28 protein-coding genes are annotated in these 26,056 nt (G+C 66.1%); 14 read left to right on the forward strand and 14 right to left on the reverse strand.

The window, feature by feature from the left end:
* On the reverse strand, positions 1–786 hold the full coding sequence (locus G6N27_RS13615) for an SDR family oxidoreductase (protein ID WP_163776807.1): 786 nt from the start codon (positions 784–786) through the stop codon (positions 1–3).
* 67 nt (positions 787–853) lie between these two features.
* Between G6N27_RS13615 and echA20 the strand changes: the two genes are divergently transcribed.
* From echA20 to G6N27_RS13640, 5 genes are read left to right on the forward strand one after another with little or no spacing between them, the layout of a single operon-like run.
* Positions 854–1,615: a (7aS)-7a-methyl-1,5-dioxo-2,3,5,6,7,7a-hexahydro-1H-indene-carboxyl-CoA hydrolase gene (echA20, locus tag G6N27_RS13620; protein ID WP_163776808.1), complete on the forward strand. Its 762-nt coding sequence runs from the start codon at positions 854–856 to the stop codon at positions 1,613–1,615.
* Positions 1,612–2,496, forward strand: a complete 885-nt coding sequence (ipdA, locus tag G6N27_RS13625; RefSeq protein ID WP_163776809.1) for a cholesterol ring-cleaving hydrolase subunit IpdA — start codon at positions 1,612–1,614, stop codon at positions 2,494–2,496. Before echA20 ends, ipdA begins: the two co-directional genes overlap by 4 nt.
* Entirely contained in the window at positions 2,493–3,236 is a 744-nt protein-coding gene (ipdB, locus tag G6N27_RS13630) for a cholesterol ring-cleaving hydrolase subunit IpdB (protein WP_163776810.1), read from the forward strand. The genes ipdA and ipdB overlap by 4 nt, the downstream gene beginning before the upstream one ends.
* 10 nt (positions 3,237–3,246) lie before the next feature.
* Positions 3,247–4,305: a (3aS,4S,5R,7aS)-5-hydroxy-7a-methyl-1-oxo-octahydro-1H-indene-4-carboxyl-CoA dehydrogenase gene (gene ipdC / locus G6N27_RS13635; RefSeq protein WP_232065081.1), complete on the forward strand. Its 1,059-nt coding sequence runs from the start codon at positions 3,247–3,249 to the stop codon at positions 4,303–4,305.
* Between the two features lie 60 nt (positions 4,306–4,365).
* Positions 4,366–4,782: a PNPOx family protein gene (locus G6N27_RS13640; RefSeq protein ID WP_163776812.1), complete on the forward strand. Its 417-nt coding sequence runs from the start codon at positions 4,366–4,368 to the stop codon at positions 4,780–4,782.
* A gap of 5 nt (positions 4,783–4,787) precedes the next feature.
* Here the strand turns inward: G6N27_RS13640 and G6N27_RS13645 are convergent, their stop codons facing one another.
* Together G6N27_RS13645 and G6N27_RS13650 are read right to left on the reverse strand one after the other, a co-directional pair.
* On the reverse strand, positions 4,788–5,165 hold the full coding sequence (locus G6N27_RS13645; RefSeq protein ID WP_163776813.1) for a VOC family protein: 378 nt from the start codon (positions 5,163–5,165) through the stop codon (positions 4,788–4,790).
* Entirely contained in the window at positions 5,162–5,848 is a 687-nt protein-coding gene (locus G6N27_RS13650; RefSeq protein ID WP_163776814.1) for a DUF899 domain-containing protein, read from the reverse strand. Before G6N27_RS13650 ends, G6N27_RS13645 begins: the two co-directional genes overlap by 4 nt.
* A gap of 84 nt (positions 5,849–5,932) precedes the next feature.
* Between G6N27_RS13650 and G6N27_RS13655 the strand changes: the two genes are divergently transcribed.
* The 3 genes from G6N27_RS13655 (at position 5,933) to G6N27_RS13665 (ending at position 7,971) form a co-directional block, all read left to right on the forward strand.
* Positions 5,933–6,517: a TetR/AcrR family transcriptional regulator gene (locus G6N27_RS13655; RefSeq protein WP_163776815.1), complete on the forward strand. Its 585-nt coding sequence runs from the start codon at positions 5,933–5,935 to the stop codon at positions 6,515–6,517.
* A 63-nt stretch (positions 6,518–6,580) separates the two neighbouring features.
* Positions 6,581–7,228 (forward strand): SatD family protein, encoded by a 648-nt coding sequence (locus G6N27_RS13660; RefSeq protein ID WP_163776816.1) that lies wholly within the window; start codon positions 6,581–6,583, stop codon positions 7,226–7,228.
* Positions 7,225–7,971, forward strand: coding sequence for a hypothetical protein (locus tag G6N27_RS13665; protein WP_163776817.1), 747 nt, complete (start codon positions 7,225–7,227; stop codon positions 7,969–7,971). Before G6N27_RS13660 ends, G6N27_RS13665 begins: the two co-directional genes overlap by 4 nt.
* An 11-nt stretch (positions 7,972–7,982) precedes the next feature.
* On the opposite strand, the gene fadA6 is transcribed toward G6N27_RS13665, so the two are convergent.
* Genes fadA6 through ipdE1 form a run of 4 tightly spaced genes read right to left on the reverse strand, consistent with a single transcriptional unit; the run spans position 7,983 to position 11,680 of the window.
* Positions 7,983–9,152, reverse strand: coding sequence for a steroid 3-ketoacyl-CoA thiolase FadA6 (gene fadA6 / locus G6N27_RS13670; protein WP_163776818.1), 1,170 nt, complete (start codon positions 9,150–9,152; stop codon positions 7,983–7,985).
* A gap of 1 nt (position 9,153) precedes the next feature.
* Positions 9,154–9,753 carry a TetR family transcriptional regulator KstR2 gene (kstR2, locus tag G6N27_RS13675; protein WP_163776819.1) on the reverse strand — a complete coding sequence of 200 codons (600 nt, stop codon included), beginning with the start codon at positions 9,751–9,753 and terminating at the stop codon, positions 9,154–9,156.
* On the reverse strand, positions 9,750–10,538 hold the full coding sequence (gene ipdF / locus G6N27_RS13680; RefSeq protein ID WP_163776820.1) for a (5R,7aS)-5-hydroxy-7a-methyl-1-oxo-2,3,5,6,7,7a-hexahydro-1H-indene-carboxyl-CoA reductase: 789 nt from the start codon (positions 10,536–10,538) through the stop codon (positions 9,750–9,752). Before ipdF ends, kstR2 begins: the two co-directional genes overlap by 4 nt.
* A complete protein-coding gene (gene ipdE1, locus G6N27_RS13685) occupies positions 10,535–11,680 on the reverse strand; it encodes an acyl-CoA dehydrogenase IpdE1 (protein WP_163776821.1) in 1,146 nt (381 codons plus the stop codon). Before ipdE1 ends, ipdF begins: the two co-directional genes overlap by 4 nt.
* A gap of 73 nt (positions 11,681–11,753) precedes the next feature.
* Here ipdE1 and fadD3 point away from each other — a divergent pair, with 73 nt between their 5' ends.
* Genes fadD3 through G6N27_RS13710 form a run of 5 tightly spaced genes read left to right on the forward strand, consistent with a single transcriptional unit; the run spans position 11,754 to position 17,493 of the window.
* A complete protein-coding gene (gene fadD3, locus G6N27_RS13690; protein ID WP_163776822.1) occupies positions 11,754–13,289 on the forward strand; it encodes a 3-((3aS,4S,7aS)-7a-methyl-1,5-dioxo-octahydro-1H-inden-4-yl)propanoate--CoA ligase FadD3 in 1,536 nt (511 codons plus the stop codon).
* A complete protein-coding gene (locus G6N27_RS13695; protein ID WP_163776823.1) occupies positions 13,289–14,422 on the forward strand; it encodes an acyl-CoA dehydrogenase family protein in 1,134 nt (377 codons plus the stop codon). Before fadD3 ends, G6N27_RS13695 begins: the two co-directional genes overlap by 1 nt.
* Positions 14,419–15,378 (forward strand): acyl-CoA dehydrogenase family protein, encoded by a 960-nt coding sequence (locus G6N27_RS13700; RefSeq protein WP_163776824.1) that lies wholly within the window; start codon positions 14,419–14,421, stop codon positions 15,376–15,378. The genes G6N27_RS13695 and G6N27_RS13700 overlap by 4 nt, the downstream gene beginning before the upstream one ends.
* Entirely contained in the window at positions 15,375–16,322 is a 948-nt protein-coding gene (gene ipdE2, locus G6N27_RS13705; protein ID WP_163776825.1) for an acyl-CoA dehydrogenase IpdE2, read from the forward strand. The genes G6N27_RS13700 and ipdE2 overlap by 4 nt, the downstream gene beginning before the upstream one ends.
* A 10-nt stretch (positions 16,323–16,332) precedes the next feature.
* A complete protein-coding gene (locus G6N27_RS13710) occupies positions 16,333–17,493 on the forward strand; it encodes a pyridoxal phosphate-dependent aminotransferase (RefSeq protein ID WP_163776826.1) in 1,161 nt (386 codons plus the stop codon).
* Here G6N27_RS13710 and G6N27_RS13715 read toward each other — a convergent pair.
* Genes G6N27_RS13715 through G6N27_RS13725 form a run of 3 tightly spaced genes read right to left on the reverse strand, consistent with a single transcriptional unit; the run spans position 17,490 to position 20,602 of the window.
* Positions 17,490–18,317 (reverse strand): arylamine N-acetyltransferase family protein, encoded by an 828-nt coding sequence (locus G6N27_RS13715; RefSeq protein ID WP_163776827.1) that lies wholly within the window; start codon positions 18,315–18,317, stop codon positions 17,490–17,492. The genes G6N27_RS13710 and G6N27_RS13715 overlap by 4 nt on opposite strands.
* Before the next feature lie 30 nt (positions 18,318–18,347).
* Positions 18,348–19,433, reverse strand: coding sequence for a methyltransferase (locus tag G6N27_RS13720; protein ID WP_163776828.1), 1,086 nt, complete (start codon positions 19,431–19,433; stop codon positions 18,348–18,350).
* Positions 19,433–20,602, reverse strand: coding sequence for an FAD-dependent oxidoreductase (locus tag G6N27_RS13725; RefSeq protein WP_163781771.1), 1,170 nt, complete (start codon positions 20,600–20,602; stop codon positions 19,433–19,435). Before G6N27_RS13725 ends, G6N27_RS13720 begins: the two co-directional genes overlap by 1 nt.
* A gap of 202 nt (positions 20,603–20,804) precedes the next feature.
* Here G6N27_RS13725 and G6N27_RS13730 point away from each other — a divergent pair, with 202 nt between their 5' ends.
* Positions 20,805–22,049: a hypothetical protein gene (locus tag G6N27_RS13730; RefSeq protein ID WP_163776829.1), complete on the forward strand. Its 1,245-nt coding sequence runs from the start codon at positions 20,805–20,807 to the stop codon at positions 22,047–22,049.
* Here G6N27_RS13730 and G6N27_RS13735 read toward each other — a convergent pair.
* The 4 genes from G6N27_RS13735 to hsaD all read right to left on the reverse strand — a co-directional run bounded on the left by G6N27_RS13735 (position 22,046) and on the right by hsaD (position 26,053).
* Positions 22,046–23,602 (reverse strand): FMN-binding glutamate synthase family protein, encoded by a 1,557-nt coding sequence (locus tag G6N27_RS13735; protein WP_179963396.1) that lies wholly within the window; start codon positions 23,600–23,602, stop codon positions 22,046–22,048. The two genes, G6N27_RS13730 and G6N27_RS13735, sit on opposite strands and share 4 nt — an antisense overlap.
* Positions 23,603–23,712: 110 nt before the next feature.
* The gene (gene hsaB, locus G6N27_RS13740; RefSeq protein ID WP_163776831.1) at positions 23,713–24,276 is read right to left on the reverse strand and encodes a 3-hydroxy-9,10-secoandrosta-1,3,5(10)-triene-9,17-dione monooxygenase reductase subunit; all 564 of its coding nucleotides are present in this window, start codon (positions 24,274–24,276) and stop codon (positions 23,713–23,715) included.
* Between the two features lie 2 nt (positions 24,277–24,278).
* A complete protein-coding gene (hsaC, locus tag G6N27_RS13745; RefSeq protein ID WP_163776832.1) occupies positions 24,279–25,181 on the reverse strand; it encodes an iron-dependent extradiol dioxygenase HsaC in 903 nt (300 codons plus the stop codon).
* Positions 25,181–26,053 (reverse strand): 4,5:9,10-diseco-3-hydroxy-5,9,17-trioxoandrosta-1(10),2-diene-4-oate hydrolase, encoded by an 873-nt coding sequence (gene hsaD, locus G6N27_RS13750; protein ID WP_163776833.1) that lies wholly within the window; start codon positions 26,051–26,053, stop codon positions 25,181–25,183. The genes hsaC and hsaD overlap by 1 nt, the downstream gene beginning before the upstream one ends.
* Between the last annotated feature and the right edge of the window lie 3 nt (positions 26,054–26,056).

The raw sequence follows: 26,056 nt of genomic DNA on the forward strand, positions 1-26,056 counted from the left end.
CTACTTGATCGCGCCGGCGTTGGTGGTCGCCAGATAGTGCGGCGGTTCACCGCCACCGTGCACCTCCAACGAGGCGCCACTGATATACGACGCCGCATCGGAGGCCAGAAACGCTGCGGCCCAACCGACGTCGGCGGGAACGGCCAGCCGCCCGAGCGGCACGTTCTTGGAAATCGCGGCGATCGAGTCGGCGTCGCCGTAGAACAGCTCAGACTGTTCGGTCTCCACCATGCCGACCACGCAGGCGTTCACCCGCACCTTCGGACCCCACTCCACGGCCAAGGTCTGCGTCAAACTTTCCAGGCCGGCCTTGGCCGCCCCGTACGCGCCGGTGCCCGGAGACGGCCTCCGCCCGCTGAGACTGCAGATATTGACAATCGATCCGCCGTTCGGCTGGCTCTGCATCTTCTCGTTGGCGTGCTGGGAAACCGACAGCGCGCCAAGCAGATTGAGTTCGATAATTTTGCGATTGAATTTCGCGCTGGACTCAGCGGTCAGGACGAAGGGCGATCCGCCGGCATTGTTGACGACCGTGTCGAGGCGGCCGTGCCGTTCGACGATCGCGTCGATCATCGCCTTGACCGCGTCGTCGTCGCGGATGTCGCAGGGGTCGAATTCGTAGGGCAGGCCGTCGACCTCGCGCCTGGCACAGGTGACCACGGTGGCACCCTGCTCGGCGAAGACGGAGCTGATGCCGGCGCCGACCCCTCGAACGCCGCCGGTCACGAGCACGACCCGGCCGGTGAGCCCGAAGCTGAATCCGGGGCCTTCGTCGGCATGGGTCACTGTGCTAGCGTACCAAGCAAGTGCTTGCTTAGGTAATCGTCCCCCAAGGAAGTGGTCGAGGATCTCGATGACAATCTCGTCGCGCGCCGTCGAACCGGGGATCGTCGCGGTCACCGTCGACTATCCCCCCGTCAACGCCATCCCATCGCAGGGCTGGTTCGAACTCGCCGAGGTGCTGACCGCCGTCGGCAACGACCAGAGCACCCATGCGGTGATCCTGCGGGCCGAGGGCCGCGGCTTCAACGCCGGGGTCGACATCAAAGAGATGCAGCGCACCGAAGGCTTCACCGCGCTGATCGACGCCAACCGCGGCTGCTTCGCCGCGTTCCGCGCCGTCTACGAATGCGCGGTGCCGGTGATCGCCGCCGTCAACGGATTCTGCGTCGGCGGTGGCATCGGCCTGGTGGGCAACGCCGACGTGATCGTGGCCTCCGACGATGCGACCTTCGGCCTGCCCGAGGTCGAGCGCGGAGCACTGGGCGCGGCCACCCACCTGTCCCGGCTCGTGCCGCAGCACATGATGCGGCGACTGTTCTTCACCGCGGCCACCGTCGACGCCGCCACCCTGCACCACTTCGGATCGGTGCACGAGGTGGTGCCGCGCGACGAACTCGACGAGGCCGCGCTGCGGGTGGCCCGCGACATCGCCGCGAAGGACACCCGGGTCATCCGCGCGGCCAAGGAGGCGCTGAACTTGATCGACGTCCAGCGGGTCAACTCCAGTTACCGCATGGAGCAAGGGTTTACCTTCGAGCTCAACCTTGCCGGGGTATCCGACGAGCACCGCGACGCGTTCGCCGGCACGTCAAAGGGCAAGCAGTCTTCATGAGCGACAAGAGAACTACTCTCGACGACGCCGTCGCGCAATTGCGCAGCGGCATGACGATCGGTATCGGCGGCTGGGGATCTCGCCGCAAGCCGATGGCATTCGTCCGTGCCATGCTGCGGTCCGATGTCAGCGACCTCACCGTGGTCACCTACGGCGGCCCGGATCTCGGATTGCTCTGTTCGGCGGGCAAGGTGAAGCGGGTCTACTACGGATTCGTCTCGCTGGATTCCCCGCCGTTCTACGATCCCTGGTTCGCGAAGGCCCGCAGCGCCGGTGCGATCGAGGCAAGGGAAATGGATGAGGGCATGCTGCGGTGCGGACTGCAGGCGGCGGCACAACGATTGCCGTTCCTGCCGATACGCGCCGGCCTGGGCAGTTCGGTGCTGGACTTCTGGGACGGCGAGTTACAGACCGTCACCAGCCCCTATCCCGCGCCCGGCGGTGGACACGAGACGCTGATCGCGATGCCGGCGCTGCACCTGGATGCGGCTTTCGTTCACCTCAATCTCGGTGACTCTCGAGGCAATGCGGCCTATACCGGCATCGACCCGTACTTCGACGATTTGTTCCTGATGGCCGCGGACAAGCGCTTCCTGTCGGTGGAGCGCATCGTATCGACCGACGAACTGGTCAAAGCCGTGCCACCACAGGCGTTGCTGGTGAACCGGATGATGGTCGACAGTGTGGTCGAGGCACCTGGCGGTGCCCACTTCACTACTGCCGCACCCGATTACGGCCGAGACGAGAAGTTCCAACGGCACTACGCCGAGGCTGCAGGATCAGACGAGGGCTGGCAGGCCTTCGTCCAGACATACTTGTCCAGCGGTGAAGCCGAGTACCAGGCGGCGGTGCGCAAGTTCGCCGAGGAGGCGTCAAAATGAGCACCCGCGCCGAAGTATGCGCAGTCGCGTGCGCCGAATTGTTCCGCGACGCAGGCGAAATCATGGTCAGCCCGATGACGAACATGGCGTCGGTCGGTGCGCGGCTGGCCCGGCTGACCTTCTCGCCGGACATCGTGCTGACCGACGGTGAAGCTCAACTGCTGGCCGACACCCCTGCGCTTGGTGCCGCAGGCGCCGTCGAGGGATGGATGCCGTTCGGCCGGGTGTTCGAGACACTGGCCTGGGGTCGACGCCATGTGGTCATGGGCGCCAATCAGGTTGACCAGCATGGCAATCAGAACATCTCCGCCTTCGGGCCGCTGCAGCAGCCGAAGCGGCAGATGTTCGGCGTGCGGGGCGCGCCCGGCAACGCGATCAACCACGCCACCAGCTATTGGGTCGGTAACCACTCCAAGCGGGTGTTCTGCGACGAGGTCGACATCGTCTGCGGGGTCGGCTGGGACAACGTCGACGACGACAACCCGGCGTTCCGCTTCGCCAACACCTACCGAGTGGTGTCCAACCTCGGCGTGTTCGATTTCGGCGGTCCCGATCGGACCATGCGGGCGCTGTCGCTGCATCCCGGCGTGTCGGCCGACGAGGTTCGCGAGGCCACGTCGTTCGACATCCACGGCTTGGACGATGCCGGCGAGACCAGACTGCCGACCGACGGCGAGGCGCGCCTGATCCGCGAGGTCATCGACCCCAAAGCGTTGCGAGACAGGGAGATCCGATCATGAGGCGGTGGCTGTGAAGCTGCGCACGCCGCTCACCGAGCTGATCGGCATCGAGCATCCCGTCGTGCAGACCGGCATGGGATGGGTGGCCGGCGCACGACTGGTCGCGGCGACGTCCAATGCGGGTGGGCTGGGCATCCTGGCTTCGGCCACCATGACCCTCGACGAACTCGCCACGGCGATCGGCAAGGTCAAGGCAGCCACCGACAAGCCGTTCGGTGTGAACATTCGCGCCGACGCCGGCGATGCTTCCGAACGGGTGGATCTGATGATCCGCGAAGGCGTGAAGGTCGCATCGTTCGCGCTGGCGCCCAAGCAGGAATTGATTGGCAAGCTCAAAGAGGCCGGCTCCGTGGTGATTCCGTCTGTCGGTCTCGCCAAGCATGCCCGCAAGGTGGCGTCCTGGGGCGCCGACGCGGTGATCGTGCAGGGCGGCGAAGGCGGCGGCCACACCGGGCCGATCGCCACGACACTACTGCTGCCGTCGGTGCTCGACGCGGTGAGCATCCCCGTCATCGCCGCGGGCGGCTTCTTCGACGGCCGCGGGCTGGCGGCGGCGTTGTGCTACGGCGCGGCCGGGGTCGCGATGGGAACCCGGTTCCTGCTCACCTCGGAGTCCACGGTGCCCGAAGCGGTCAAGCAGCGCTATCTGCAGTCCGCCCTTGATGGCACCGTCGTCACTACACGGGTCGACGGGATGCCGCACCGCGTGCTGCGCACCGGTCTGGTCGAAAAGCTGGAAAGCGGCTCGCGCGCACGAGGTTTCGCCGCAGCGGTCCGCAACGCGGCGAAGTTCAAGAAGATGTCGCAGATGACCTGGGCCTCGATGATTCGCGACGGCCTGGCCATGCGGCACGGCAAAGAACTCAGCTGGTCGCAGGTCGTCATGGCCGCCAACACCCCGATGCTGCTCAAGGCCGGATTGGTCGAAGGCAACACCGACGCCGGGGTGCTGGCGTCAGGTCAGGTGGCCGGCATCGTCGAGGACCTGCCGTCATGCGCGGAACTGATCGAGTCGATCGTCGCCGACGCCATCAAGCACCTGCAGGCCGCGTCGGCCATGGTCGAATAGCGGCGCGCCGTTGACCAATGGCCCTAGCTCGGGCTCGAGGTCCGCGGCCACCCTGGTGCCATGAGTGTCATCACACCGGGTTCATGGCCAAAGCCGCTCCGGGACGCTATTCGCCACTCCAACAGATACCTGCTCAACCCGGTGATGTTGCGCTTGGCGGGCCGTCGGCACTTTTACGCGGCGGCCATCCACCACACCGGCCGACGGTCGGGCGCGCGATACGCCACACCGGTCGTAGTCGAGCGCTTCGCAGGGGGTTTCGTCGTACCGCTGCCCTATGGCACACGAGTGGACTGGGTGTTGAACGTCCTGGCCGCGGGGACGGCGAGCATCTCGTCGCAAGGCGAAACCTCTACCGTGAACCACCCCGAAATCATCGACACCGCGGCGGCGATGAGCTTGCTCTCGACCCGACGGCAACGCTACTTCGCCCGCCTCGGCATCGAGCACTATCTGAAGGTGTTGGACGCGCCGTAACCCCGTCAGGACTCCACGACCATCAGCGTGTGCCCGGTCGGGTCGCGGAACCAGAACATCGGTGGGACCGGCTCTCCCATTCGCGACACGCCCACGTCGACGTCGACGCCCAGGTCCTTGAGCGCCGCATGGGTGGCGTCGATGTCGTTGGTGGTCAACGTGATACCTGTGTTTGTCGGCTGCACCGGTCCGCCGTCCGGCGGGGGTGGCGCAAGGGCGATGCCGGTCGTACCCTCGGGCGGGTAGACCTCGATCCAGCGGTAACCTCCGCCGAACGGCTCGTCGGTCCTCTTCTCGAACCCGAGCGACTCGTAGAACGCCACCGCCTCGTCCTGCTCGGGTGTCGGCACACACACCAGGCTGATCGTCGCCAAACCGGTCATCTTGCTCCTCCGTAAATCTTTGCGATGTCTTGCGATCCGGCCCAGCGGCTGTAGGTCGGCGATTGCGGCCAGCCGTCCGGGGAGTCCTGCCATTCCTCCTGACGGCCGTACGGCAGCAGGTCGATCAAGGCGAACGAGTGACTCAGCTGCTCAGTCCCCCGGCCATTGGTGTGCCAGGTCCGGAATACCTGATCCCCCTCGCGCAGAAAGACATTCACCGCGAAACCGCCTCCCGGTGAGGCGCCGACATCTGTACCGAACGAGCTGTTCGCGGTGGAGTACCAGGTCATCTGGTTGCCCACCCGCGTCTTGTACGCAAGCGCTTCGTCGATAGGCCCCTGGGTGACGATCACGAACCTGGCGTCCCAATTGTCCAGGAACTCCAACCGGGTGTACTGAGAAGTGAAGCCGGTGCAGCCCGGACACTGCCACTCTTCGCCCGGAAACCACATGTGGTTGTAGACGATCAGCTGCGACTTGCCGTCGAACACGTCGACGAGCCGCACGGGTCCGTTCTCGCCCTCCAACAAGTAATCGGGCATCGCGACCATGGGCAGCCGTCGTCGCTGCGCGGCAATTGCGTCGAGTTCGCGGGTGGCCGCCTTCTCCCGGACGCGCAGAGCCTCCAATTCGCGCCGCCAGACCTGCTCGTCCACCACGGGCGGCAATCCTGCGGTTGTCACAACAATCCCCTCCGATGTCGATATTTACGCCGTCAACATGCTAATGTTCACACCGTACACTTCGGCTTCGGGGAGGGTCAAGAGATGGCGACCTTGAAGACCGGCTATCACCATGGGGACCTGCGCGCAGCGTTGATCGATGCCGGCCTGGCGCTCACGCGGACCGGCGGCCCGGACGCGCTGACCATCCGGGAAGCGACTCGGCGAGTTGGCGTTTCACCCAACGCCGCATACCGGCACTTTGCCGATCGTGAGGCTCTGCTCGGCGCGGTTGCGGTGGCCATCCAGCACCGGATGGCGGCGCAGATGCAGCGCCGGCCACTCCGGCACGCATCTGACCGGCTGCGCGCGGTCGGGATGGGTTACATCAAATTCGCGCTGGACGAGCCGGGATGGTTCGGCGTGGCCTTTTTCGGAGCCGGACTCGACGAGACAGGCAGCGCGCCGCCGTATCTGGCGCTGGTCGACGCCCTCGACGCCATGGCGGAAGCGAAAGTGCTCACCGCCGAACGACGCGACGGCGCCGAATGGCCATGCTGGTCAGCGGTGCACGGGTTCGCCGAGCTCGCCCTACGCGGACCGCTGCGCCACGCCCGCCGCCGCGACGTCGAAAAACTGGCGCAGCGCACGGTCGATGACATCATCGAGGGCGTCACGCGCCGTGCGTGACGCCGGTAGACCTTGAATGAAGTTCATTAGTTCATTTTTGCTGATTGAAGCTATAGTCTTCATATGGCCTTGATGAAGCATGTGACTTCACCGTGCGGAATGCTGATCGGCGATGTCGTGGGCTCACGGCTGGCCGCCGACCGCGTCGAGCTCCACCGGGCCGTCGCCGCCGCCTTGAAGAGGATCGCCGCCGGCGCAATCGATCCGCCGAGATTCACAGTCGGCGACGAGTTCCAGGGCAGCTATCCGACGGTGGGCGCGGCCATCGATGCCGCGATGTCGTTGCGGCTCTTGGTCGCTCCGAACATCGATGTGCGTTTCGGCATCGGGTGGGGTGCGACCACCGTGCTGGACGCCAAGGCAGGCATCCAGGACGGACCGGGCTGGTGGGCCGCGCGCGACGCGATCGAACAGACCGCTGCGGCGCAGCGGCAGCCCGGCTTCGCACTTACCCGAACGACGTTCCGGACGGCGGAGGACAGTCGCGACGACGTCGCGGCGATCAACGCCGCCCTGTTATGTCGGGACCATCTGCTTGGATCCCTCGATGACCGGTCACTACGGATCCTGAAGGGCTTGATGAGCAACCGGACCAAAAAGGAGCTCGCCGCAGCCGAGGGCATCAGCCCGTCGGCGGTATCACAGCGGGCAAGCCGCGACGGTCTGGACCTGATCGTCGTTGCCGGCCAATATCTCCGGAGCGTGCCGTGAGCGCCGTCGCGGTCCTGCTCATCGCCATCGGGGTCGCCGACGTATGCCGTAGACCGACCCGCGGTGTGTGGCTGCCTGCCGTGGTCGGACCGGTCGTCGTGGCGGTATGTGCGGCGCTCGGCGGGCTGTGGCACCGCGGCGACATCGTGCTCCTCGCGCTGGCAGCGGCAGCGACCGTCGCCTGGCAGATACTGTGCGCGCGCAGCGATCGAACCGATTCGAAGCACTTGGCACCGTTGCTCGTGTTCGGCACATCGCTGGCACTGCTGACGGTCATGTCCGGTTGGGGATGTGAGGCCGGCGGCCTCATCGCGGGATGGTCGAAATGGGTTGCGCTGCCTATCAACAACGTTCGACCGACACGGCTGCTGATGACCATCGGGGTCGTATTGTCACAGTTCGCCACCGGCAATCGACTGGTGCGTCTGGTGCTCGCCTCGGTCGGGGCGGTGCGTCCACTCGGGCAACCGCAACCCTCGGATCAACTCAAGGGCGGACGCCTACTCGGCCCGATGGAGCGTCTGCTGATCCTCAGCCTCGGTGTGGGCGGACAGGTGGCCGCGGCCAGCGCGGTCGTCGCCGCCAAAGGCATCATCCGATTCCCGGAATTGAATGCGCAGAAACGCGGCGCCGACAACGCCACCGGCATCGGTATCGACGAGGTCACCGAGTACTTCTTGGTTGGCAGCTTCGCGAGTTGGTTGCTCGCACTCAGCGGTATGGCGCTGGTGCTGACTACCTGAGACGCAGCCGACTAGAGCCGCTCGATGATGGTGACGTTGGCGGTGCCACCGCCCTCGCACATCGTCTGCAGCCCGTAGCGGCCGCCGGTGCGCTCCAGCTCATTGAGCATCGTGGTGAACAGCTTTGCGCCGGTGGCGCCCAACGGGTGGCCCAGGGCGATCGCGCCGCCGTTGGGGTTCACCTTCTCCGGGTCGGCCTTGATCTCCTTGAGCCAGGCCAACACGACCGGCGCGAACGCCTCGTTGATCTCGACGGTGTCGATGTCGTCGATCGACAGACCGGTCTTCTCCAAGGCATAGCGAGTTGCCGGAATCGGTCCGGTGAGCATGAACACCGGGTCGGCGGCGCGCGCGCTGATGTGGTGGATACGCGCACGCGGCGTCAGTTTGTGGTCCTTGACCGCCTGCTCTGACGCCAGCAGCACGGCGCTGGCGCCGTCGGAGATCTGGCTGGCCATCGCGGCGGTCAACCGACCGCCCTCGACCAACGGCTTGAGGCCGGCCATCTTCTCCAGCGACGACTCGCGCGGACCTTCGTCGACCCGGAACGCGCCGTGTTCGGTTTCCACAGTGATGATCTCGTTGTCGAAGTGGCCGCCGCGGATCGCCGCGAATGCGCGCTCGTGGCTGGTCAGCGCGTACTGCTCCATCTCCTCGCGGGACAGGTTCCACTTCTCGGCGATCAGCTCCGAGCCGCGGAATTGCGAGATTTCCTGGTCGCCGTAGCGGTGCAGCCACTGCTTGGATTCGTTTGTCGGCGAAGTGAATCCGAACTGCTCACCGACCGTCATCGCCGACGAGATGGGGATCTGGCTCATGTTCTGCATGCCACCGGCCACGATCACGTCCGCGGTACCCGCCATGATCGCCTGCGCGCCAAAGGAAATCGCCTGCTGACTCGAGCCACACTGCCGGTCCACGGTGACGCCGGGGACCTCTTCGGGGTAGCCCGCGGCGAGCCAGGACAGCCGGGCGATGTTGCCGGCCTGCGCGCCGATCGCGTCGACGCATCCGGCGATGACGTCCTCGACCGCGGCCGGGTCGATGTCGACCCGGTCGAGCAGTCCACGCCAGCCGAGGGCGCCCAGGTCCACGGGATGCACGCCCGCGAGTGAGCCGTTGCGCTTACCAACCGCGGTGCGCACAGCGTCGATGACGTACGCCTGATTGTTCGAGGCCATATCAACTTCCTTCTTTGGTTATTCCACCTAGGACGATAGCGAGATACTGCTGGCCCACCTGTTCGGCGGTGAGCGGTCCACCGGGCTGATACCAGCGAACCGACACCCAGGTGGTGTCACGGATAAACCGGTAAACCAGGTCGACGTCGAGGTCGGGACGCAAATAGCCCTCTTCGATGCCCTGATGCAGCACGTCGACCCACATCTTGCGCTGTTCTTTGTTCAGGTCCTCGAGGTAGGCGAACCGTGGCTGCGACAGCAGGCGCTTCGCCTCGTCCTGGTAGATGACGACCTGGGCATGCCGGTGTTCGATCGCGTCGAAGGACGCCATGAACAGGCCCTTGAGCCGCTCCAGCGGATTCGACTGCGCCGCAATGATTTCGCGGTAGCGGGCGAACAGCCATTCCAGGAAATTCCGCAGCACCTCGTCGACCATCTCCTCTTTGGACGAGAAGTGGTGATACAGGCTCCCGGAGAGAATGCCCGCACTGTCAGCGATGTCACGCACCGTCGTCGCGCGCAGCCCGCGTTCGGCGAACATCGTCGCGGCGAGCTCCAGTAACTCGTTGCGGCGGCTGTTCGGCGGGCTCAGTTCGGTCATGGGTGCTGGCTCGACACCGAAATCACTTCTCCAGTCAGATAACTGGAGTAGTCACTGGCCAGGAACGCGATGGTGGCGGCGATCTCCCACGGTTCGGCGGCCCGGCCGAAGGCCTCGCCGGCCGACAGTTGATCGAGCAGTTCCGGCGAGCTGGTCTTGTCGAGAAATTTGTGTCGTGCGATGCTCGGCGAGACCGCGTTGATCCGTACCCCGTATTCGACGGCTTCGATTGCGCTGCAACGGGTCAACGCCATCACGCCGGCCTTGGCCGCCGCATAGTGGGACTGCGAGTGCTGAGCGCGCCAGCCGAGCACGCTCGCGTTGTTGACGATGACGCCGCCGTGGCCGGCGTCGCGGAAGTAGCTCAAGGCCGCCCGGGTGGTGCGGAAGACCGAGGTGAGAGTCACGTTCAGCACGCGGTCCCATTCGTCGTCGGTCATGTCGACCACCGGGGTCTGCCCACCCAGACCTGCGTTGTTGACCAGCACGTCGAACCGGCCCATCCGCGCGGTGGTGGATGCGATCAGCGCGTCGACCTGCGCGGTGGACGTGACATCGCACAGCACGCTCTCCACCCGGCCGAGTCCGAGCGCGGTCAACTCGTCGCGGGTCTCACCCAGCCGTCGCTCGTGGTGGTCGGATACCACGACATCGGCGCCTTCGGCCAACGCGCGCCGCGCGGTTGCCGACCCGATACCGGTACCGGCGGCCGCCGTGACGATCACCACCTTGCCATCGAGAAGGCCGTGCCCGGCAACCTCTTTCGGCGCCACGGCTAAGGTCATCGAGCCTCCCTGGGTAGGCCGAGCACACGCTCGGCGATGATGTTGCGCTGAATCTCGTTGGAGCCGCCGTAGATGGTGTCCGCGCGAGTGAACAGGTAAAGCCGCTGCCACTCGTCGAAATCGCCGCCGTCCAGCACCAGGCCCGCCTTGCCGCGCACGTCCATCGCGATCTCGCCGAGTTCGCGATGCCAGTTGGCCCACAACAACTTCGACACGTTATCTTGTCCCGGCTGTTCAACGTCCATGGTCGCCAGCGCGTAGGAACGCATCGCCCGGAGGCCCGCCCATGATCGGGTCAGACGCTCGCGAATCAGCGGATCATCCGCTGCGCCAGTCTTTTTGGCGAGCTCGACAACGCTGTTCAGCTCGCGCGCGTAGACGATCTGCTGGCCCAGCGTCGACACACCGCGCTCGAAGGTCAGCGTTCCCATCGCCACCCGCCAGCCGTCGCCCGGTGAACCGACGACGAGATCGGCGTCGGTGCGGGCGTCGTCGAAGAACACCTCGTTGAATTCCGAATCGCCGGTCAGCTGGACGATCGGGCGGACGTCGACGCCGGGCTGATCCAGCGGCACCAGCAGGTAAGACAGTCCTGCGTGCCGCTTGGAGCCTTTTTCGGTGCGCGCCACCACAAAGCACCATTGCGCCCAGTGCGCCAGCGATGTCCAGACCTTCTGGCCGTTGATCACCCACTGGTCGCCGTCGAGCAACGCGGTGGTCGCCACGTTGGCCAGGTCGCTGCCGGCCCCGGGTTCGGAATAGCCCTGCGACCACAGCTCGGTGACATCGAGGATGCGCGGCAGAAAACGCCGTTGGTGCTCCGGGGTTCCGAAGGCGATCAGCGTCGGCCCCAGCAACTCTTCGCCGAAATGGTTCACCTTCGCGGGCGCATTGGCGATCGCGTATTCCTCGTAGAACGCGACCCGATGGGCGACGGACAGGCCGCGGCCGCCGTGCTCGACCGGCCACCCCAGACAAGTGAGACCGGCCTTGGCGAGGTGCTGATTCCAGGCCCGCCGCTCTTCGAAAGCCTCGTGCTCGCGGCCGGGCCCGCCGAGCCCCTTGAGGGCGGCGAATTCTCCAACCAGGTTCTCGGTGAGCCAATCGCGGACCTCGGCCCGGAACTCCTCGACGCCTTGCACCCCTGTAGGCTAACCTACCAAGCACTTGCTTTGTTAGCCCCGCCGGCGATATCAGCCGAGCAAGAGGAGTTCGATGTCGAGCCATCCGCAGACCATTCCTGCGGCGTTGGATCGCATCGCGAGCGAACTGCCCGACCACGACGCCCTGGTCACGCCCGATCGGGCGATCACTTTCGCCGAGTTGCGCAACGAGGTGCGCCAAGCCGCAGCAGCGATGATCGACCTCGGTGTGGCCGTCGGCGACCGGGTGGCGATCTGGTCGCCCAACACCTGGCACTGGGTGGTGGCATGCCTGGCCAGCCATTATGCGGGTGCCACCGTCGTGCCGTTGAACACCCGCTACACCGCGGCCGAGGCCACCGACATCCTGGCCCGCACCGGCGCGCCGCTGTTGGTGGCGATGGGCGAGTTCCTCGGCGCCGACCGCGTCGGCGATCTGGATGGGTCCGCGCTGCCCGACCTGCGCCACATCGTGCGGGTGCCCATCGACCGCGACGACGGGACATGGGACGAATTCGTCAGCCATGGATCCGACCTCGCGGCCGCTGATGCCCGCGCCGGCGCGGTCCGGCCCGACGACGTCGCCGACGTGCTGTTCACCTCCGGGACCACCGGCCGCAGCAAAGGCGTGCTGTGCGCGCACCGGCAGTCGCTGGCCGGGTCAGCCGCGTGGGCGGCCTGCGGCAAGATCACCAGCGACGACCGATACCTGTGCATCAATCCGTTCTTCCACAACTTCGGCTACAAGGCCGGGATCCTGGCCTGCCTGCAGACCGGAGCCACCCTGATCCCGCAGCTCACCTTCGACGCCGAACAGGCGATGCGGGCCGTCGCCGAGCATCGGATCACGGTGCTGCCCGGGCCGCCGACGATCTACCAGACGCTGCTCGACCACCCCGCCCGCGGCCGCTACGACTTGAGCTCGCTGCGATTCGCTGTCACCGGCGCTGCGACGGTGCCGGTGGTGCTGATCGAGCGGATGCAGACCGAACTCGACATCGAGATCGTGTTGACCGCCTACGGCCTCACCGAATCCAACGGGTTCGGCACCATGTGCCGAGTCGACGACGACGCCGTCACGGTCGCCACCACCTGCGGGCGACCGATCGCCGACTTCGAGCTGCGCATCAACGAGGAGCACGGCTCCGAAACAGGTGAGGTGTTGCTGCGCGGACCCAACGTGATGCTCGGCTACCTCGACGACGAGCACGCCACCGCCGCCACTATCGACCCAGACGGCTGGCTGCACACCGGCGACATCGGAAAGCTCGATGCCGCAGGTAATCTCCAGATCACTGACCGGCTCAAGGACATGTACATCTGCGGCGGCTTCAACGTCTACCCCGCCGAGGTCGAGCAGGTGCTGGCCCGCCTCGACGGCGTGCTGGACTGCGCGGTGATCGGCGTACCCGACGAGCGCCTCGGCGAAGTCGGCCGCGCCTACCTGGTGACGAACCCCGACGCCGGGCTCGACGAGAAGTCGGTGATCGCCTATACCCGTAACTATCTGGCGAATTTCAAGGCTCCCCGTTCGGTGAGGTTTGTCGACGCGCTGCCGCGTAATGCCGGTGGCAAGGTGGTCAAACCGCTACTGCGAGAGATGGCGTGATGGATCTGCAATTCGACGATGAGACGTTGGCGTTCCAGCGGGAAGTGCGCGAGTTCCTGTCGGCCCACCGGGGCTCGTTTCCGACCCACTCCTACGACACCGCCGAGGGTTTCGACCAGCACCGCAGTTGGGACAAGGTGCTTTTCGACGCCGGCCTCTCGGTGATCACCTGGCCGCAGAAGTACGGTGGGCGCGACGCGACGCTGCTGCAGTGGGTGGTGTACGAGGAAGAATACTTCCGCGCCGGTGCGCCCGGGCGGGCCAGTGCCAACGGGACGTCGATGCTGGCGCCGACGTTGTTCGCGCACGGCACCGAGGAGCAGCTGGACCGGGTGCTGCCGAAAATGGCGAGCGGCGAAGAGATCTGGGCGCAGGCGTGGTCGGAGCCCGAGTCCGGCAGCGACCTCGCCTCGCTGCGTTCGACGGCCACCCGCACCGACGGTGGCTGGTTGCTCAACGGCCAGAAGATCTGGAGTTCGCGAGCACCGTTCGGCGACAGGGCATTCGGCTTGTTCCGTTCTGATCCCGAAGCGCAACGTCACAGCGGGCTGACGTATTTCATGTTCGACTTGAAGGCCGACGGGATCACGGTACGGCCGATCGCGCAACTCGGCGGTGACACCGGCTTCGGGGAGATCTTCCTCGACGACGTCTTCGTGCCCGACGCGGATGTGATCGGCCAGCCGAACGACGGCTGGCGTGCGGCGATGAGCACGTCGAGCAACGAGCGTGGCATGTCGCTGCGCAGCCCGGCGCGATTCCTGGCGGCCGCGGAAAGGCTTGCCGAACTGTGGAAGAGCCAGGACGGCAACGCATTCGGCGACCAGGTTGCCGATGCCTGGATCAAGGCGCAGGCCTATCGACTGCACACCTTCGGCACTGTCACCCGACTGGCGGGAGGCGGTGAACTCGGGGCGGAGTCCTCGGTGACCAAGGTGTTCTGGTCCGATCTGGACGTCGCCGTACACCAGACCGCGCTGGACATCCGCGGGGCCGACGGCGAACTGGCGGACACCTGGACGGATGGGTTGCTGTTCGCGTTGGGTGGCCCGATCTACGCCGGCACCAACGAGATTCAGCGCAACATCATCGCGGAGCGACTGCTGGGACTGCCGCGGGAGAAGGCCAAATGAAATTTGATCTCGACGAGCAGCAGCGCGACTTCGCCGCGAGCATCGATGCGGCGCTGTCCGCCGCCGACGTGCCTGGGGCCGTGCGCGCCTGGGCCTCCGGCGACACCGCTCCCGGCCGTAAGATCTGGGCCCGCCTGGCCGACTTGGGCGTCACCGCGTTGGCGGTGCCGGAGAAGTTCGACGGTCTCGACGCGCACCCGAGTGACCTGGTGGTCGCGCTGGAACGGCTCGGACGCTGGTGTGTGCCAGGGCCGGTCACCGAATCCGTTGCGGTGGCGCCGATTCTGCTTGCCGACGATGAACGCAACGCGGCGCTGGCAGCCGGCGAACTGATCGTCAGCGTCGTGCTCCGGCCGCAGGTGCCGCGGGCTGTGGACGCCGACGCAGCCGGGCTGGTTTTGGCCGCCGAAGCCGACGGCTGGGTCAGCGAAGCGCACGTCGGCGACCGGCACGAATCCGTCGACCCGAGCCGCCACCTGTTCGACGCCGAAGCGGTCTGCGACGCATGGCAGGCCGACGTCGCGCGCGCGTACGAGTTCGGTGCGTTAGCCACCGCCGCCCAACTCGTCGGGGCGGGTCAGGCGCTGCTGGACGCGGCGGTCGACTACGCCAAACAGCGTGCCCAGTTCGGCCGTGTGATCGGTTCTTACCAGGCGATCAAGCACAAGCTGGCCGACGTGCACATTGCGCTCGAGTTGGCCCGGCCACTGGTCTACGGCGCGGCGCTGTCGCTGGCCGATCACTCGCCCGACACCGCCCGCGACGTCAGTGCGGCCAAGGCTGCGGCGTCGGATGCCGCGCTGCTGGCCGCGCGATCGGCACTGCAGACCCATGGCGCCATCGGCTTCACCGCCGAACACGACTTGTCGCTGTGGCTGCTGCGGGTGCAGGCGCTGCGCCCCGCGTGGGGTGACCCGGCGACCCACCGGCGACGGGTGCTGGAGGCCTTGGCATGACCGCGTCGGACGAACGGGAGCTGTTGCGCGCAACCGTCGCTGCGCTGGTCGCCAAGCACGCTTCTCCTGCCGCGGTGCGTAAGGCGATGGAATCTGAGCACGGTTACGACGAGTCGCTATGGCGGCTGCTGTGCGAGCAGGTCGGCGCCGCCGCGCTCGTAGTGCCGGAGGAATTCGGCGGCGCCGGAGGCGCTCTCGCCGACGCGGCCGTCGTGCTCGAGGAACTGGGTAAGGGTTTGGTGCCGAGCCCGCTACTGGGCAGCACGCTGGCCGAGCTGGCACTGCTGGCCGCCGATGAACCCGACGCCGACGCGCTCGGTTCGCTGGCCGAGGGCGTCGCGATCGGCGCGGTGGTGTTCGACGCCGGCTACGTCATCAACGGCGACGTCGCCGACATCGTCATCGGCACGGCCGACGGCGCGCTCACCCGCTGGACCGAGTTCAGCGCCGAACCGGTGACGCCGATGGACCCGACCCGGCGGCTGGCCCGGCTCACTGCGGAGAACACCGAGCCGCTCGGGACCGACCCCGGGGTGGCCGACGCGGCGGCGATCCTGTTGGCCGCCGAGCAGATCGGCGCGGCAGCGCGCTGCCTGGAACTCACCGTCGACTACACCAAGGAGCGTCAGCAGTTCGGCCGGCCGATCGGCAGCTTCCAGGCCCTCAAGCACCGGATGGCCGACCTCTACGTCGCGGTGCACGCGGCCCGCGCCGTCGTCAACGAGGCCGCCGAAGCGCCGTCGCCGACCTCGGCGGCCTTGGCCCGCATCGCCGCGACCGAGGCGTTCAGCACGGTGGCCGCCGAGGGCATCCAGCTGCACGGCGGCATCGCGATCACCTGGGAACACGACATGCAGCTGTACTTCAAACGCGCGCATGGCAGTTCGCAGTTGCTCGGTCCTCCCGCGGAGCATCTGCGCCGGCTTGAATCCGAAGTGTTCTAGCGTTGGCGTCATGACCGATGGGGTCGCACTACGTGCCGGGGTGCCGCCGTTCTACGTGATGGACGTGTGGCTGTCCGCCGCCGAGCGTCAACGCACCCACGGCGACCTGGTCAACCTGTCGGCGGGGCAGCCGAGCGCCGGGGCTCCCGAACCGGTCCGCGCCGCCGCCGTCGCCGCGCTACAGCGAAACCAACTCGGCTACACCGTGGCACTGGGCATTCCGGAACTGCGTGGGGCGATCGCGGCGTCGTATCAGGATCGGTACGGCCTCGACGTCGACCTGAACGACGTGGTGATCACGACCGGCTCATCCGGCGGCTTTCTGCTGACCTTCCTGTCCTGCTTCGACGTTGGCGACCGGGTAGCCGTGAGCAGCCCCGGCTATCCGTGCTATCGCAACATCCTGTCGGCACTAGGTTGCGAGGTCGTGGTGATCGAGTGCGGTCCGGAGACTCGCTTTCAGCCCACCGCGCAGATGCTCGCCGAGCTCGACCCGCCGGTGCAGGGTGTCGTGGTGGCCAGCCCGGCCAACCCGACCGGCACGGTCATCCCGCCCGCCGAGTTGGCCACGATCGCCTCCTGGTGCGACGCATCGGGAGTGCGGCTGATCAGCGACGAGGTCTACCACGGTCTGGTCTACGACGGCGCACCGCAAACCAGCTGCGCATGGGCGACGTCACGAAATGCGTTCGTGGTGAACAGCTTTTCCAAATATTTCGCGATGACTGGCTGGCGTCTGGGATGGCTGCTTGTTCCGCGTGAGCTGCAACGCGCGGTCGACCGCCTCACCGGGAACTTCACCATCTGTCCGCCGGTGTTGTCCCAGTACGCCGCGGTCGCGGCGTTCAGCCCGGAATCGGTGGACGAAGCCGAAGGGCATCTGCATCAGTACGCCCTCAATCGAACGACGTTGCTGGACGGCCTTCGCAAGATCGGCATCAACCGGCTGGCACCCACCGACGGCGCGTTCTACGTTTACGCCGACGTCTCCGATTTCACCAAGGATTCGATGTCGTTCTGTTCGAAACTGTTGGCCGACACCGGCGTTGCGATCGCCCCGGGGATCGATTTCGACCCGCAGCGCGGCAGCTCGTACGTCCGGCTGTCCTTCGCCGGCCCGACAACCGACATCGAAGAGGCGTTACGACGCTTGGGTAGCTGGCTCGGTTAGGCCAGCACCTCGTCGATACGCGCTTCCAGTGCTTCGCGTGGCCCGGCGTCGGTGACGTTGATGCCGAAGCGGTCGGACAGAGCGTCGATCACTGCGGCCGCGTCGTCGAATCGGGTCTTCTCGGTGATGTCGTTGCCGTGGAAAGTGAGGTCGCGTCCGGCCAGGTTGTATCGTCCGTCGACGGTGATCAGCGAAACCATCAAGCCGGTGACGAAGTGCGACGAGGGATGCGTCGAGACGTACCAGCTGCCCACCTTCAGGTCGATCGGCGGCGCTGTCCTGGCGGCGAATTCGTACAACGACTGCCACTCGCCGCGGATCAAGGCCTGTAACACCAGAACGTCGTCGCGGGTTCGGAGCCGGTACGGTTCGTGCGTGGTCTGCTGGATGCTGCCGGTCTCCAACCGGATGGGCGAGGTGGGCGTCTGGCCGCCGAAACCGACGTCGACGAGATACGGCTGCTGATCGTCGGGCAGCGTGACCTCCAACAGGGTGTGCGTCTGCGGAGGCATCGGGTCACCCGGGCCGCGCATCCATACCACTCGGCCTGCGAACCGGCGGACGCCGAAGCCGAGTTCTTCGAGCGCGTAACCCATCAACCCGTTCTGCTCGTAGCAGTAGCCACCGCGACGTCGATGAATCAGCTTGTCGGCCAAAGCTTCAGGGCTCAAATCGTCGATCGGCCGCCCCAACATTGGATCGAGGTTTTCAAACGGAATCGTCTGGGTGTGTGCGGTCACCAGATCCTGCAGCACCGGTAACGTCGGATCCGCAGCACCGCGATAGTCGATCCGTTCGAAGTAGCCGGGGAGGTCGAATGCCATAACCGCCATTGTCGCGCAACAACGATCCGGTCAGGCGACCCGGGCTTCCACGATGCTCAGCGGCGACGCGGTCGGCACCAGCCGTGTCATCCGTAATCCGGCTCGGCTCAGCAGAGTTCGGTATTCGGCGGCGGTCCGCTCACGAGCCGCCAAGTTCAGCAGCATCTCCAGATCCGCCCAGTTTCCGGGGAAGTCGCGGTCGTGGTCCGGGATCACCAGTTCGATCAACAGCACGGTGCTATCCGGGCGGGCAAATCTGCGAACGTTGCGTAGGATCTGCACCGCTTTTTCGTCCGGCCAATCGTGCAGGATGTTCTTCAAGACGTAGGCGTCACCGTCCGACGGGACGCGTTCAAAGAACGATCCGGCCTCGATGTACATGCGATCAGCCACGTCGTTCGTGCAGTCGAGATCCGACGCCGAGCACACGACCGTCGGTAAGTCGTACAGGACGCCGTGCGAATTCGGCGCCGCCGCCAGGATGTTGGCCAGCAGCGGGCCGTGTCCACCGCCGACATCGACGATCCTCGAGTAGGCACTGAAGTCGTAGCCGCCGACCACGGACGCATCGGTCAACTCCGAGATGCTGGTCATGGTTCGGTTGAACAGCTCCGCGTGCTCGGAATGCTCGGCGAAATAGTCGAAGCCCGCTGAGCCGTGCATGGCCGGCACGACCGACCGTCCGGTTCGGATCGCGTCGACAAGCCGAGTCCACCGCTCGCGCTGCTCGCGGGACCCGTAGAACCTCGCTGCCCATGCCATCGACGTCGGAACGTCCGAACGCAGGGTGTGGGCAAGGGAATTCATCTCGTAGCGTCCGTCAGGCCGACGCCGAAAGACGCCTCGCCCGATCAGCGCGCGGAGTAACCGCCGCAACGCATCGGGATCGGCGTGCACCCGACGCGCCAATTCGTCGATCGTCAACGGCCCGTCCGCAAGCGCGTCGGCCACACCCAGTTCGGCGGCGACGGTGATCGCCTGAGATGTCCAGGTGGCGATGATCATCTCCATCATCGCTGCGGGTGCGGGCAGCAGCTTCTGATGCAATCGGTACAGGTGGTGACGAACCCGCTCGACCACGCGGGCAGCTCCGGCGGGCGGTACTCCGGCAGCCATCAACTCACCTCCGCTAGCGAATCCCGGCTGATCTCCGCCGCCATTCCGCGGTGACTGACCAAGCCGAGGAACGTCGTCAGCACCCACGTCATGACCCGGTCGGGGATCAACGCAGCCGGCCGCAGCGCGGCCTCGCTGCGAGACACCTGCTGGGTGGTCACCCACGAGACAGCCCTGACCTTGCGCCGACGGGTGTTCTCGTACCGGCGCAAGGCCTTATTGACGTCAATATCTCTGTTGGACAGCATTTTTCGTAGCACCATCGTGTCCAACAGTGCCTGGTTGGTGCCCTGGGCGAGTGTCGGAGGCATCGTGTGCGCGGCATCGCCGAGCAACGTGACGGCGCCCCGACCCGGGCCGGGCACCGGATGACGGTAGTGCGGGAACGGCGAGGGGGCCAGATCGTCGTCGGTGAGGGCATCGAGTACCTCATCGACCCGCTCGGACCACCCGGCGAAATGACGGCGAATCATGTCGAGCGGTCGTTGCGGCCTGAGAAAGTTTGGTGACCAAGGTAAGTCGAACCACCACTGCATGTCAGCACCGCCGGCAGGCCATAGGCCCAGGCTGCCGCGCGGGCCGATCATCATGACCGCGACATGCGGGTCGGCGATCTCGGACAGGCGGACCAGACCCTGCCAGCTGCACCATCCGGTCGGTGTCGCCGGGGGTGCGCCGACGACACCGCGGACGACCGAATGCAGCCCGTCGGCACCGATCAACAGGTCGCCATCGACCGAGCTGCCGTCGTCGAATTCGACTCGCACACCGTCGCCCGTATCGCTCACCCCGACCGCGCGTGAGTTGGCGCGGATCCGGTCGGCCGGAAAGCCGTCGAGCAGACGCTCCAGCAGAATTCGGCGTGGAACCATCCGGACGGATGCGCCGAGCCGATTGACCATGGCGTTGAGGTCCATTGTGGACAGCGGGCGGCCGGTCGACGTCATGACCCGCACGGCGGACAACTGCTGCCCGGCGCCGGTCATGTCGACTCCGAGCTGGTCGAGAACCGTCGCCCCGTTGGACCAGATGGTCACCGCGCCGCCGCCTGCGGCGGTGTCCGGTCGGCGGTCGAACACGGTGACGTCGTGTCCGTCGCGCAGCAGACCGCGGGCGACAGCGATACCGCTGACGCCCGCACCGACCACCAGGATCCGCAGCGGTCGCATCGCCACCTCAGTCCTGCGCATGCCGGTCGTAGGCCCACTGCTCCAGCCGTGCCTGCAGCCTCACCAGACCGAATCCGGCGAGCGGCGCGCCGACCGAGAAATAGACCATCAGCAGCGGACTCATCTCACTCACCTCTCTGGAGACCAACTGCTGTTAACACGCGATTCCTCGGCGGAAAGTTCATCGGGCTAGCATCCGCACATGCCCTTGGAAGTCTCCGACCACGAGCGGGCCGCGCTCGCCGAGGTCGGGCATTTCCCGCTGTTGGCCGCGATCACCGGTCGACGCTCGCGACGGTTTCCGGTGGGCGGCCGGATCCCTGCCGGCGCATTGGCTTACACCAGCCGTCAGCCGGTTCAGCCGTTGTCGGAAGTCGAACGTGCGCTGCTGATCTCAGTCGCGGGCGGGGTGACGGGGTGGAATTTCGGCATCACTCACAACCCCAGCTATGCGCCGTCGTTCCCCAATTACTCCGGCAGCGCGACCGGCCGGACGTTTCCGTCGGCGGCCGGATTCCATACCAGCCAGCTGTTCTTCACCGACGACACCGGCATCTATCTGCTGCCCAACCGGGACGATGCGCCGCGCGACTTCGAAGCCATCGAGCAGTGGATCGGCCACGCCGCGGACAGTTGTGTGCGGATCTCGGAGACGCGCCTCGAGTTGCTTCGCGAGGAACCGCACATGGAAGGCCACAACATCTGGATCGGCAACCATCCGGGCAGTCTGCTGGCCTTCCCGGTCGCCGATCTTGCCGAGCACCTGATGGAAAATCTGTGGTTCTTCGCGGCCAACGGTTACCCGGTCGTCGATGACATCAACGGCCGTGACATCCCCGGCCTGCCGCACTCGATGCCGCATGCCGATGACCCGCTTCCGTTGTCGTTCGTCGAGCAGTACACGCTCACCGAGGCCAGCGCGGAACTCGCCATCGCCGCGAACAACGGGGTGCTGGCATTGCAGGCGATGGGCCTCGGCGGCTGGACCTACGACGGGCTCGACCGGTTGTCGGTGCTGCGCGGCGTGGGCTTCGCGGAAGACCAGGACGAACGCTGGCCGTTCCCCAACGTCACCGGGTTGCCCGAGTATTTCGAGACGCTCAGCCCGCCGCACGTCCCGTCGGTGGCAGCCGGCGTGGAGAAGCTGGTGGCGCGAAAGTTCGCCCCTGGTGGGCCTTTTCACCCCGACACACGCGGCCCGTGGTCGGACACGCCCAAGGTGCGCGCCTCGGCGCTACCGCCAGAGGGGATTCAGGAGGTCGTCACCGCCGAGGCGTCCTACATCTACGACACCTTCGGCAAGCTGCCCGGCACCGTGCCGACGGTGCACGTCCTGATGTATCTCCAGGCGCAACATCTCGACACCGAGTTCTACGACACGTTTTTCGCACCGGGCGCTTATCTGCCGACTCATGCCGACCACCAGGCGCGCTGGCACGGACGTTAGCCGGGCCTGACCACATTCGGCCGGACACCGGCAGGCGCGTAGCAATCCGGGTCGGCGCTCTCCCAGTCCGAACGCCAGCTGGGCGGCGCATGATTGAGCAGCACTCCGGGCTCCAGCCATTCGTAAAGCTCAGCGTACGAACGTTGTTCGGTGGGCGACACCCGTTTGCGAAGCATGTGCGGGTTGAGCATCGACGGGTCCGAGACGCCCATCGAGGCCATCATGCGCATCGCCTGTGCGACGGTGGCCTTCTGGTAGCGGTACACACGTTCGCTCTTGTCGGCCACGTCCAGAGCGCGGGCCCGACGCGGATCCTGGGTGGCGACGCCGACTGGGCAGTGGTTGGTGTGACAGCGCTGAGATTGGATGCAGCCCGTCGCCATCATCATCGACCGAGCCGAGTTGGTGTAATCCGCTCCCTGGATCAGCCGCTTGATGATGTCGTTGCCGGAAGCGACCTTGCCGCTCGCACCGATTCGTATCCGGTCCCGCAGCCCCGTTCCCACCAAGGCGTTGTGCACGATCATCAGCCCGTCGGTCAGCGGAAGTCCGATGTTGTCCTCGTATTCCAGTGGCGCCGCGGCAGTTCCGCCCTCGGCGCCGTCCACGATCACGAAGTCGGGGGTCACCCCTTCGGCCAGCATCGCCTTGCAGGTCGCCAGCACGTCGACACGGGAACCCACGCACAGCTTGAAGCCCACCGGTTTCCCGCCGGCCAGTTCGCGCAGTCGCGCCACGAACTTCACCAGTTCGCGCGGAGTGTGAAACGCCGAATGCGCGGCCGGGCTGACACACTTCTCGCCGACCGGCACGCCACGGTATTCGGCGATCTCCTTGCTGACCTTCGCGGCGGGCAGGACACCGCCGATACCGGGTTTCGCGCCCTGGCTCAGCTTGATCGAGACGCACTTCACCAGATCGTGAGCTACCTTGTCCGCGAACTGATCCGGATCGAAGGCGCCGTCGGGGGTGCGGGCACCGAAATAGCCTGAGCCGAGCTCCCACACCACGTCGGCACCGCCAAGGTGGTAGGGAGTCAGCCCGCCCTCACCCGTGTCGTGGGCGAAACGCCCCTTGCGGGCGCCGTTGTTCAGCGCGCGCAGTGCGTTGCCGGACAGCGCACCGAAACTCATCGCCGAGACGTTCATCAGCGCCATGTCGTAGGGTCGCGCGCAATCGGGGCCGCCGATCCGCACCCGGAACGGCTCGTCGGGGGGATCGACCGGCCGCGCCGAATGCACCAGATACTCGTAGCCGATCTGGTCGATGTCGCGCTCGGTCCCGAACGCCAGCTCCGCGGCGGTGCCCTTGGCCCGCTCGTAGATCAACGACCGGACGTCGCGGTCGAACGGACGCCCATCGAAGTTGCGTTCGATGAAGTACTGCTGCATTTCCGGGCGCAGCGCCTCCAGCAGGAACCGCATGTGTCCGAGCACTGGATAGTTACGCAGCAGCGAGTGCTGGCGTTGGACCAGGTCGTAGATGCCGACCGCCGCGACAACGGCGACCAGGACCGCGGGAATCCACCACACCCACGTCCACAGAACAGCCATGAGCAGCAATGCCCCCGCCAAAGCTGTCAACAACGCGACTGAGACAAACCGGATCACACCGCGAAGCGTAGCGTCAGGTGGCTCGGCGAACGGAACTCATCGCGGAGCGACTACAGCCAGGTGTCCTGAGTGGTCGTGGTCAGGAACGCCTCCAGGTCGTCGCGCCACTGAGCGGGTGAGGTCTTGTCGGGTTCGATACCGGTGTAGTCGCCGCGATAGAACAGCAGTGGCCGCGGCTTGATCTCTGGTATTTCGGAAAGCGCCTGGACCGCGCCGAACACCACGAAGTGGTCACCGCCGTCGTGCACCGAGGTGACCGTGCAGTCGATGTAGGCCAGCGAACCGTCGATGATCGGTGATCCCAAATCCGATGTGTGCCAGTCGATACCGGCGAACTTGTCCGGCTCCCGCGAGCCGAAGCGCGCCGAGACGTTCTGCTGGCTCTCGGTCAACATGTTGACGCAGAATTTCCCGCTGGCCTCGATGGCCTTCCAGGACCGCGACACCTTGGTCGGGCAGAACAGGACGAGGGGCGGGTCCAACGACAACGCGGCGAAGGACTGGCACGCGAAGCCGACCGGGACGTCGTCGTGCACGGTGGTGATGATCGTGATCCCGGTGCAGAACTGGCCCAGCACATTGCGAAATATGCGTGCGTCGATCTGCGCGGCCATCGCTAGCTCTTGAAGCCGACGGTGAAGTCGTGGCCCCACAGGCTGACCGCGGTGCTTTCCCTGGCGATCCAGTCGTGGTCGTCGACTTGTCTTCCTTCGCAACCGAATTCGATGTCGAATCCACCAGGCGTCTTCATGTAGAACGACAGCATCAGGTCGTTGACGTGGCGGCCCAGCGTGGCCGACATCGGCACCTTGCGCCGCAGCGCGCGATCCAGGCACAGCCCGACGTCGTCGGCCTCTTGGACTTCGACCATCAGGTGCACGATGCCACTGGGCGTCTGCCCGGGCATGAAGGCCAGGCTGTGGTGACGCGGGTTGCAGCCCAAAAACCGCAGCCACGCCGGCGCCCCGTCAGCGGGTCGGCCCACCAACTGCGGCGGCAGTCGCATCGAGTCACGAAGCTTAAAGCCCAGCACGTCGCGGTAGAAATGCAAGGTTTCCGCGTCATCGCGGGTGGTCAGCACCACGTGACCCAGACCCTGCTCTCCGGTGACGAACTTGTGCCCATAGGGGCTGACGACGCGGCGATGTTCGAGCGCGGCACCGTGGAAGACTTCCAGGCCGTTGCCCGAGGGGTCGGAGAACCGGATCATCTCGTCGACCCGACGGTCTGCCAGTTCGGCAGCGGTGGCCTCTTTGTACGGCGTCCCTTCGAGGTCGAGCCGGTTCCGGATCTCTTGCAGCCCTTCGGCGTTCGCGCATTCCCAGCCCGCCTCCGACAACCGGTCGTGCTGGCCCGGCACGATCACCAGCCGCGCAGGGAAGTCGTCCATCCGCAGGTAGAGCGCGCCCTCGGTGCTGCCCTTGCCCTCGACCATGCCGAGGACTTTCAGGCCGTACTCCCGCCACGCCGCCATGTCGGTGGCTTCGATGCGCAGGTAGCCCAGTGATCGGATGCTCATCACGCACCTCCCAGAAAGTCGATGGTCAGCTTGTTGAATTCGTCGAATTTCTCCACCTGCGCCCAGTGTCCGCACTGCCCGAACACGTGCAGCTGCGCGCGAGGAATGGTCTTCAGCGCCACCAGCGCGCCGTCCAACGGGTTGACCCGGTCTTCACGCCCCCAGATCAGCAACACCGGCTGGCGCAGCTTGTAAACCTCGCGCCACATCATCCCGAGCTCAAAATCAGCTCCCGAGAAGGACATTCCCATCGCCCGAGTCGCCGTCAGCGATTCCGGCGTGGACGCCAGTGCGAACCGCTCGTCGATCAGTTCGGGGGTGATCAGCTTCTGGTTGTGCACCATGACCCGCAGGAACGCCTCGAGGTTTTCCCGAGTCGGCTCCACGGAAAACTTGCCCAGCCGCTTGACACCCTCGGTGGGATCGGGCGCGAACAGGTTGACGCTCAGCCCGCCAGGTCCCATCAGCACCAGCTTCCCGGCGTTGTCCGGGTAGTCGAGTGCGAACCGGACCGCGGTGCCGCCGCCGAGCGAATTACCCACCAGCGGAACACGTCCCAGGCCCAAATGGGCGAAGAGACCTTTGAGAGCCCTGGCGGCGTAGTGGTTGAACTGTCCGTGCTCCGCGCGCTTGTCGGAGTTCCCGTAGCCGGGTTGGTCGACGGCCAGCACGTGAAACTGCCGGGCCAGCACCGGGATGTTGCGGGAGAAGTTCGTCCAGCTCGCCGCGCCGGGACCGCCGCCGTGCAGCAGCACCACTGTCTGCTCGTTGCCGACACCGGCCTCGTGGTAGTGCAGCTTCAGCGGTCCGTCGACGTCGACTTCCGCGTAGCGAGACGTGGATTCGAACGTCAGCTCTTCTAATGCCGTCACAAA

It is taken from the genome of Mycobacterium cookii (assembly GCF_010727945.1).
GTDB lineage: Bacteria > Actinomycetota > Actinomycetes > Mycobacteriales > Mycobacteriaceae > Mycobacterium > Mycobacterium cookii.

Bases quoted from the DNA above. Each gene is read 5' to 3' on its own strand.
- fadA6 (WP_163776818.1), bottom strand. From the start codon at position 9,152: ATGGCCTCGAACAATCAGGCGTACGTCATCGACGCTGTGCGCACCGCG.
- hsaB (WP_163776831.1), bottom strand. From the start codon at position 24,276: ATGGCCGCGCAGATCGACGCACGCATATTTCGCAATGTGCTGGGCCAG.
- G6N27_RS13655 (WP_163776815.1), top strand. From the start codon at position 5,933: ATGGCGACCTTGAAGACCGGCTATCACCATGGGGACCTGCGCGCAGCG.
- ipdA (WP_163776809.1), top strand. From the start codon at position 1,612: ATGAGCGACAAGAGAACTACTCTCGACGACGCCGTCGCGCAATTGCGC.
- ipdF (WP_163776820.1), bottom strand. From the start codon at position 10,538: ATGACCTTAGCCGTGGCGCCGAAAGAGGTTGCCGGGCACGGCCTTCTC.
- G6N27_RS13710 (WP_163776826.1), top strand. From the start codon at position 16,333: ATGACCGATGGGGTCGCACTACGTGCCGGGGTGCCGCCGTTCTACGTG.
- G6N27_RS13725 (WP_163781771.1), bottom strand. From the start codon at position 20,602: ATGCGACCGCTGCGGATCCTGGTGGTCGGTGCGGGCGTCAGCGGTATC.
- G6N27_RS13640 (WP_163776812.1), top strand. From the start codon at position 4,366: ATGAGTGTCATCACACCGGGTTCATGGCCAAAGCCGCTCCGGGACGCT.
- G6N27_RS13715 (WP_163776827.1), bottom strand. From the start codon at position 18,317: ATGGCATTCGACCTCCCCGGCTACTTCGAACGGATCGACTATCGCGGT.
- echA20 (WP_163776808.1), top strand. From the start codon at position 854: ATGACAATCTCGTCGCGCGCCGTCGAACCGGGGATCGTCGCGGTCACC.
- ipdB (WP_163776810.1), top strand. From the start codon at position 2,493: ATGAGCACCCGCGCCGAAGTATGCGCAGTCGCGTGCGCCGAATTGTTC.
- G6N27_RS13730 (WP_163776829.1), top strand. From the start codon at position 20,805: ATGCCCTTGGAAGTCTCCGACCACGAGCGGGCCGCGCTCGCCGAGGTC.
- ipdE2 (WP_163776825.1), top strand. From the start codon at position 15,375: ATGACCGCGTCGGACGAACGGGAGCTGTTGCGCGCAACCGTCGCTGCG.
- G6N27_RS13645 (WP_163776813.1), bottom strand. From the start codon at position 5,165: ATGACCGGTTTGGCGACGATCAGCCTGGTGTGTGTGCCGACACCCGAG.
- G6N27_RS13735 (WP_179963396.1), bottom strand. From the start codon at position 23,602: ATGGCTGTTCTGTGGACGTGGGTGTGGTGGATTCCCGCGGTCCTGGTC.
- fadD3 (WP_163776822.1), top strand. From the start codon at position 11,754: ATGTCGAGCCATCCGCAGACCATTCCTGCGGCGTTGGATCGCATCGCG.
- G6N27_RS13700 (WP_163776824.1), top strand. From the start codon at position 14,419: ATGAAATTTGATCTCGACGAGCAGCAGCGCGACTTCGCCGCGAGCATC.
- kstR2 (WP_163776819.1), bottom strand. From the start codon at position 9,753: ATGACCGAACTGAGCCCGCCGAACAGCCGCCGCAACGAGTTACTGGAG.
- hsaC (WP_163776832.1), bottom strand. From the start codon at position 25,181: ATGAGCATCCGATCACTGGGCTACCTGCGCATCGAAGCCACCGACATG.
- G6N27_RS13695 (WP_163776823.1), top strand. From the start codon at position 13,289: ATGGATCTGCAATTCGACGATGAGACGTTGGCGTTCCAGCGGGAAGTG.
- G6N27_RS13720 (WP_163776828.1), bottom strand. From the start codon at position 19,433: ATGGCTGCCGGAGTACCGCCCGCCGGAGCTGCCCGCGTGGTCGAGCGG.
- G6N27_RS13660 (WP_163776816.1), top strand. From the start codon at position 6,581: ATGGCCTTGATGAAGCATGTGACTTCACCGTGCGGAATGCTGATCGGC.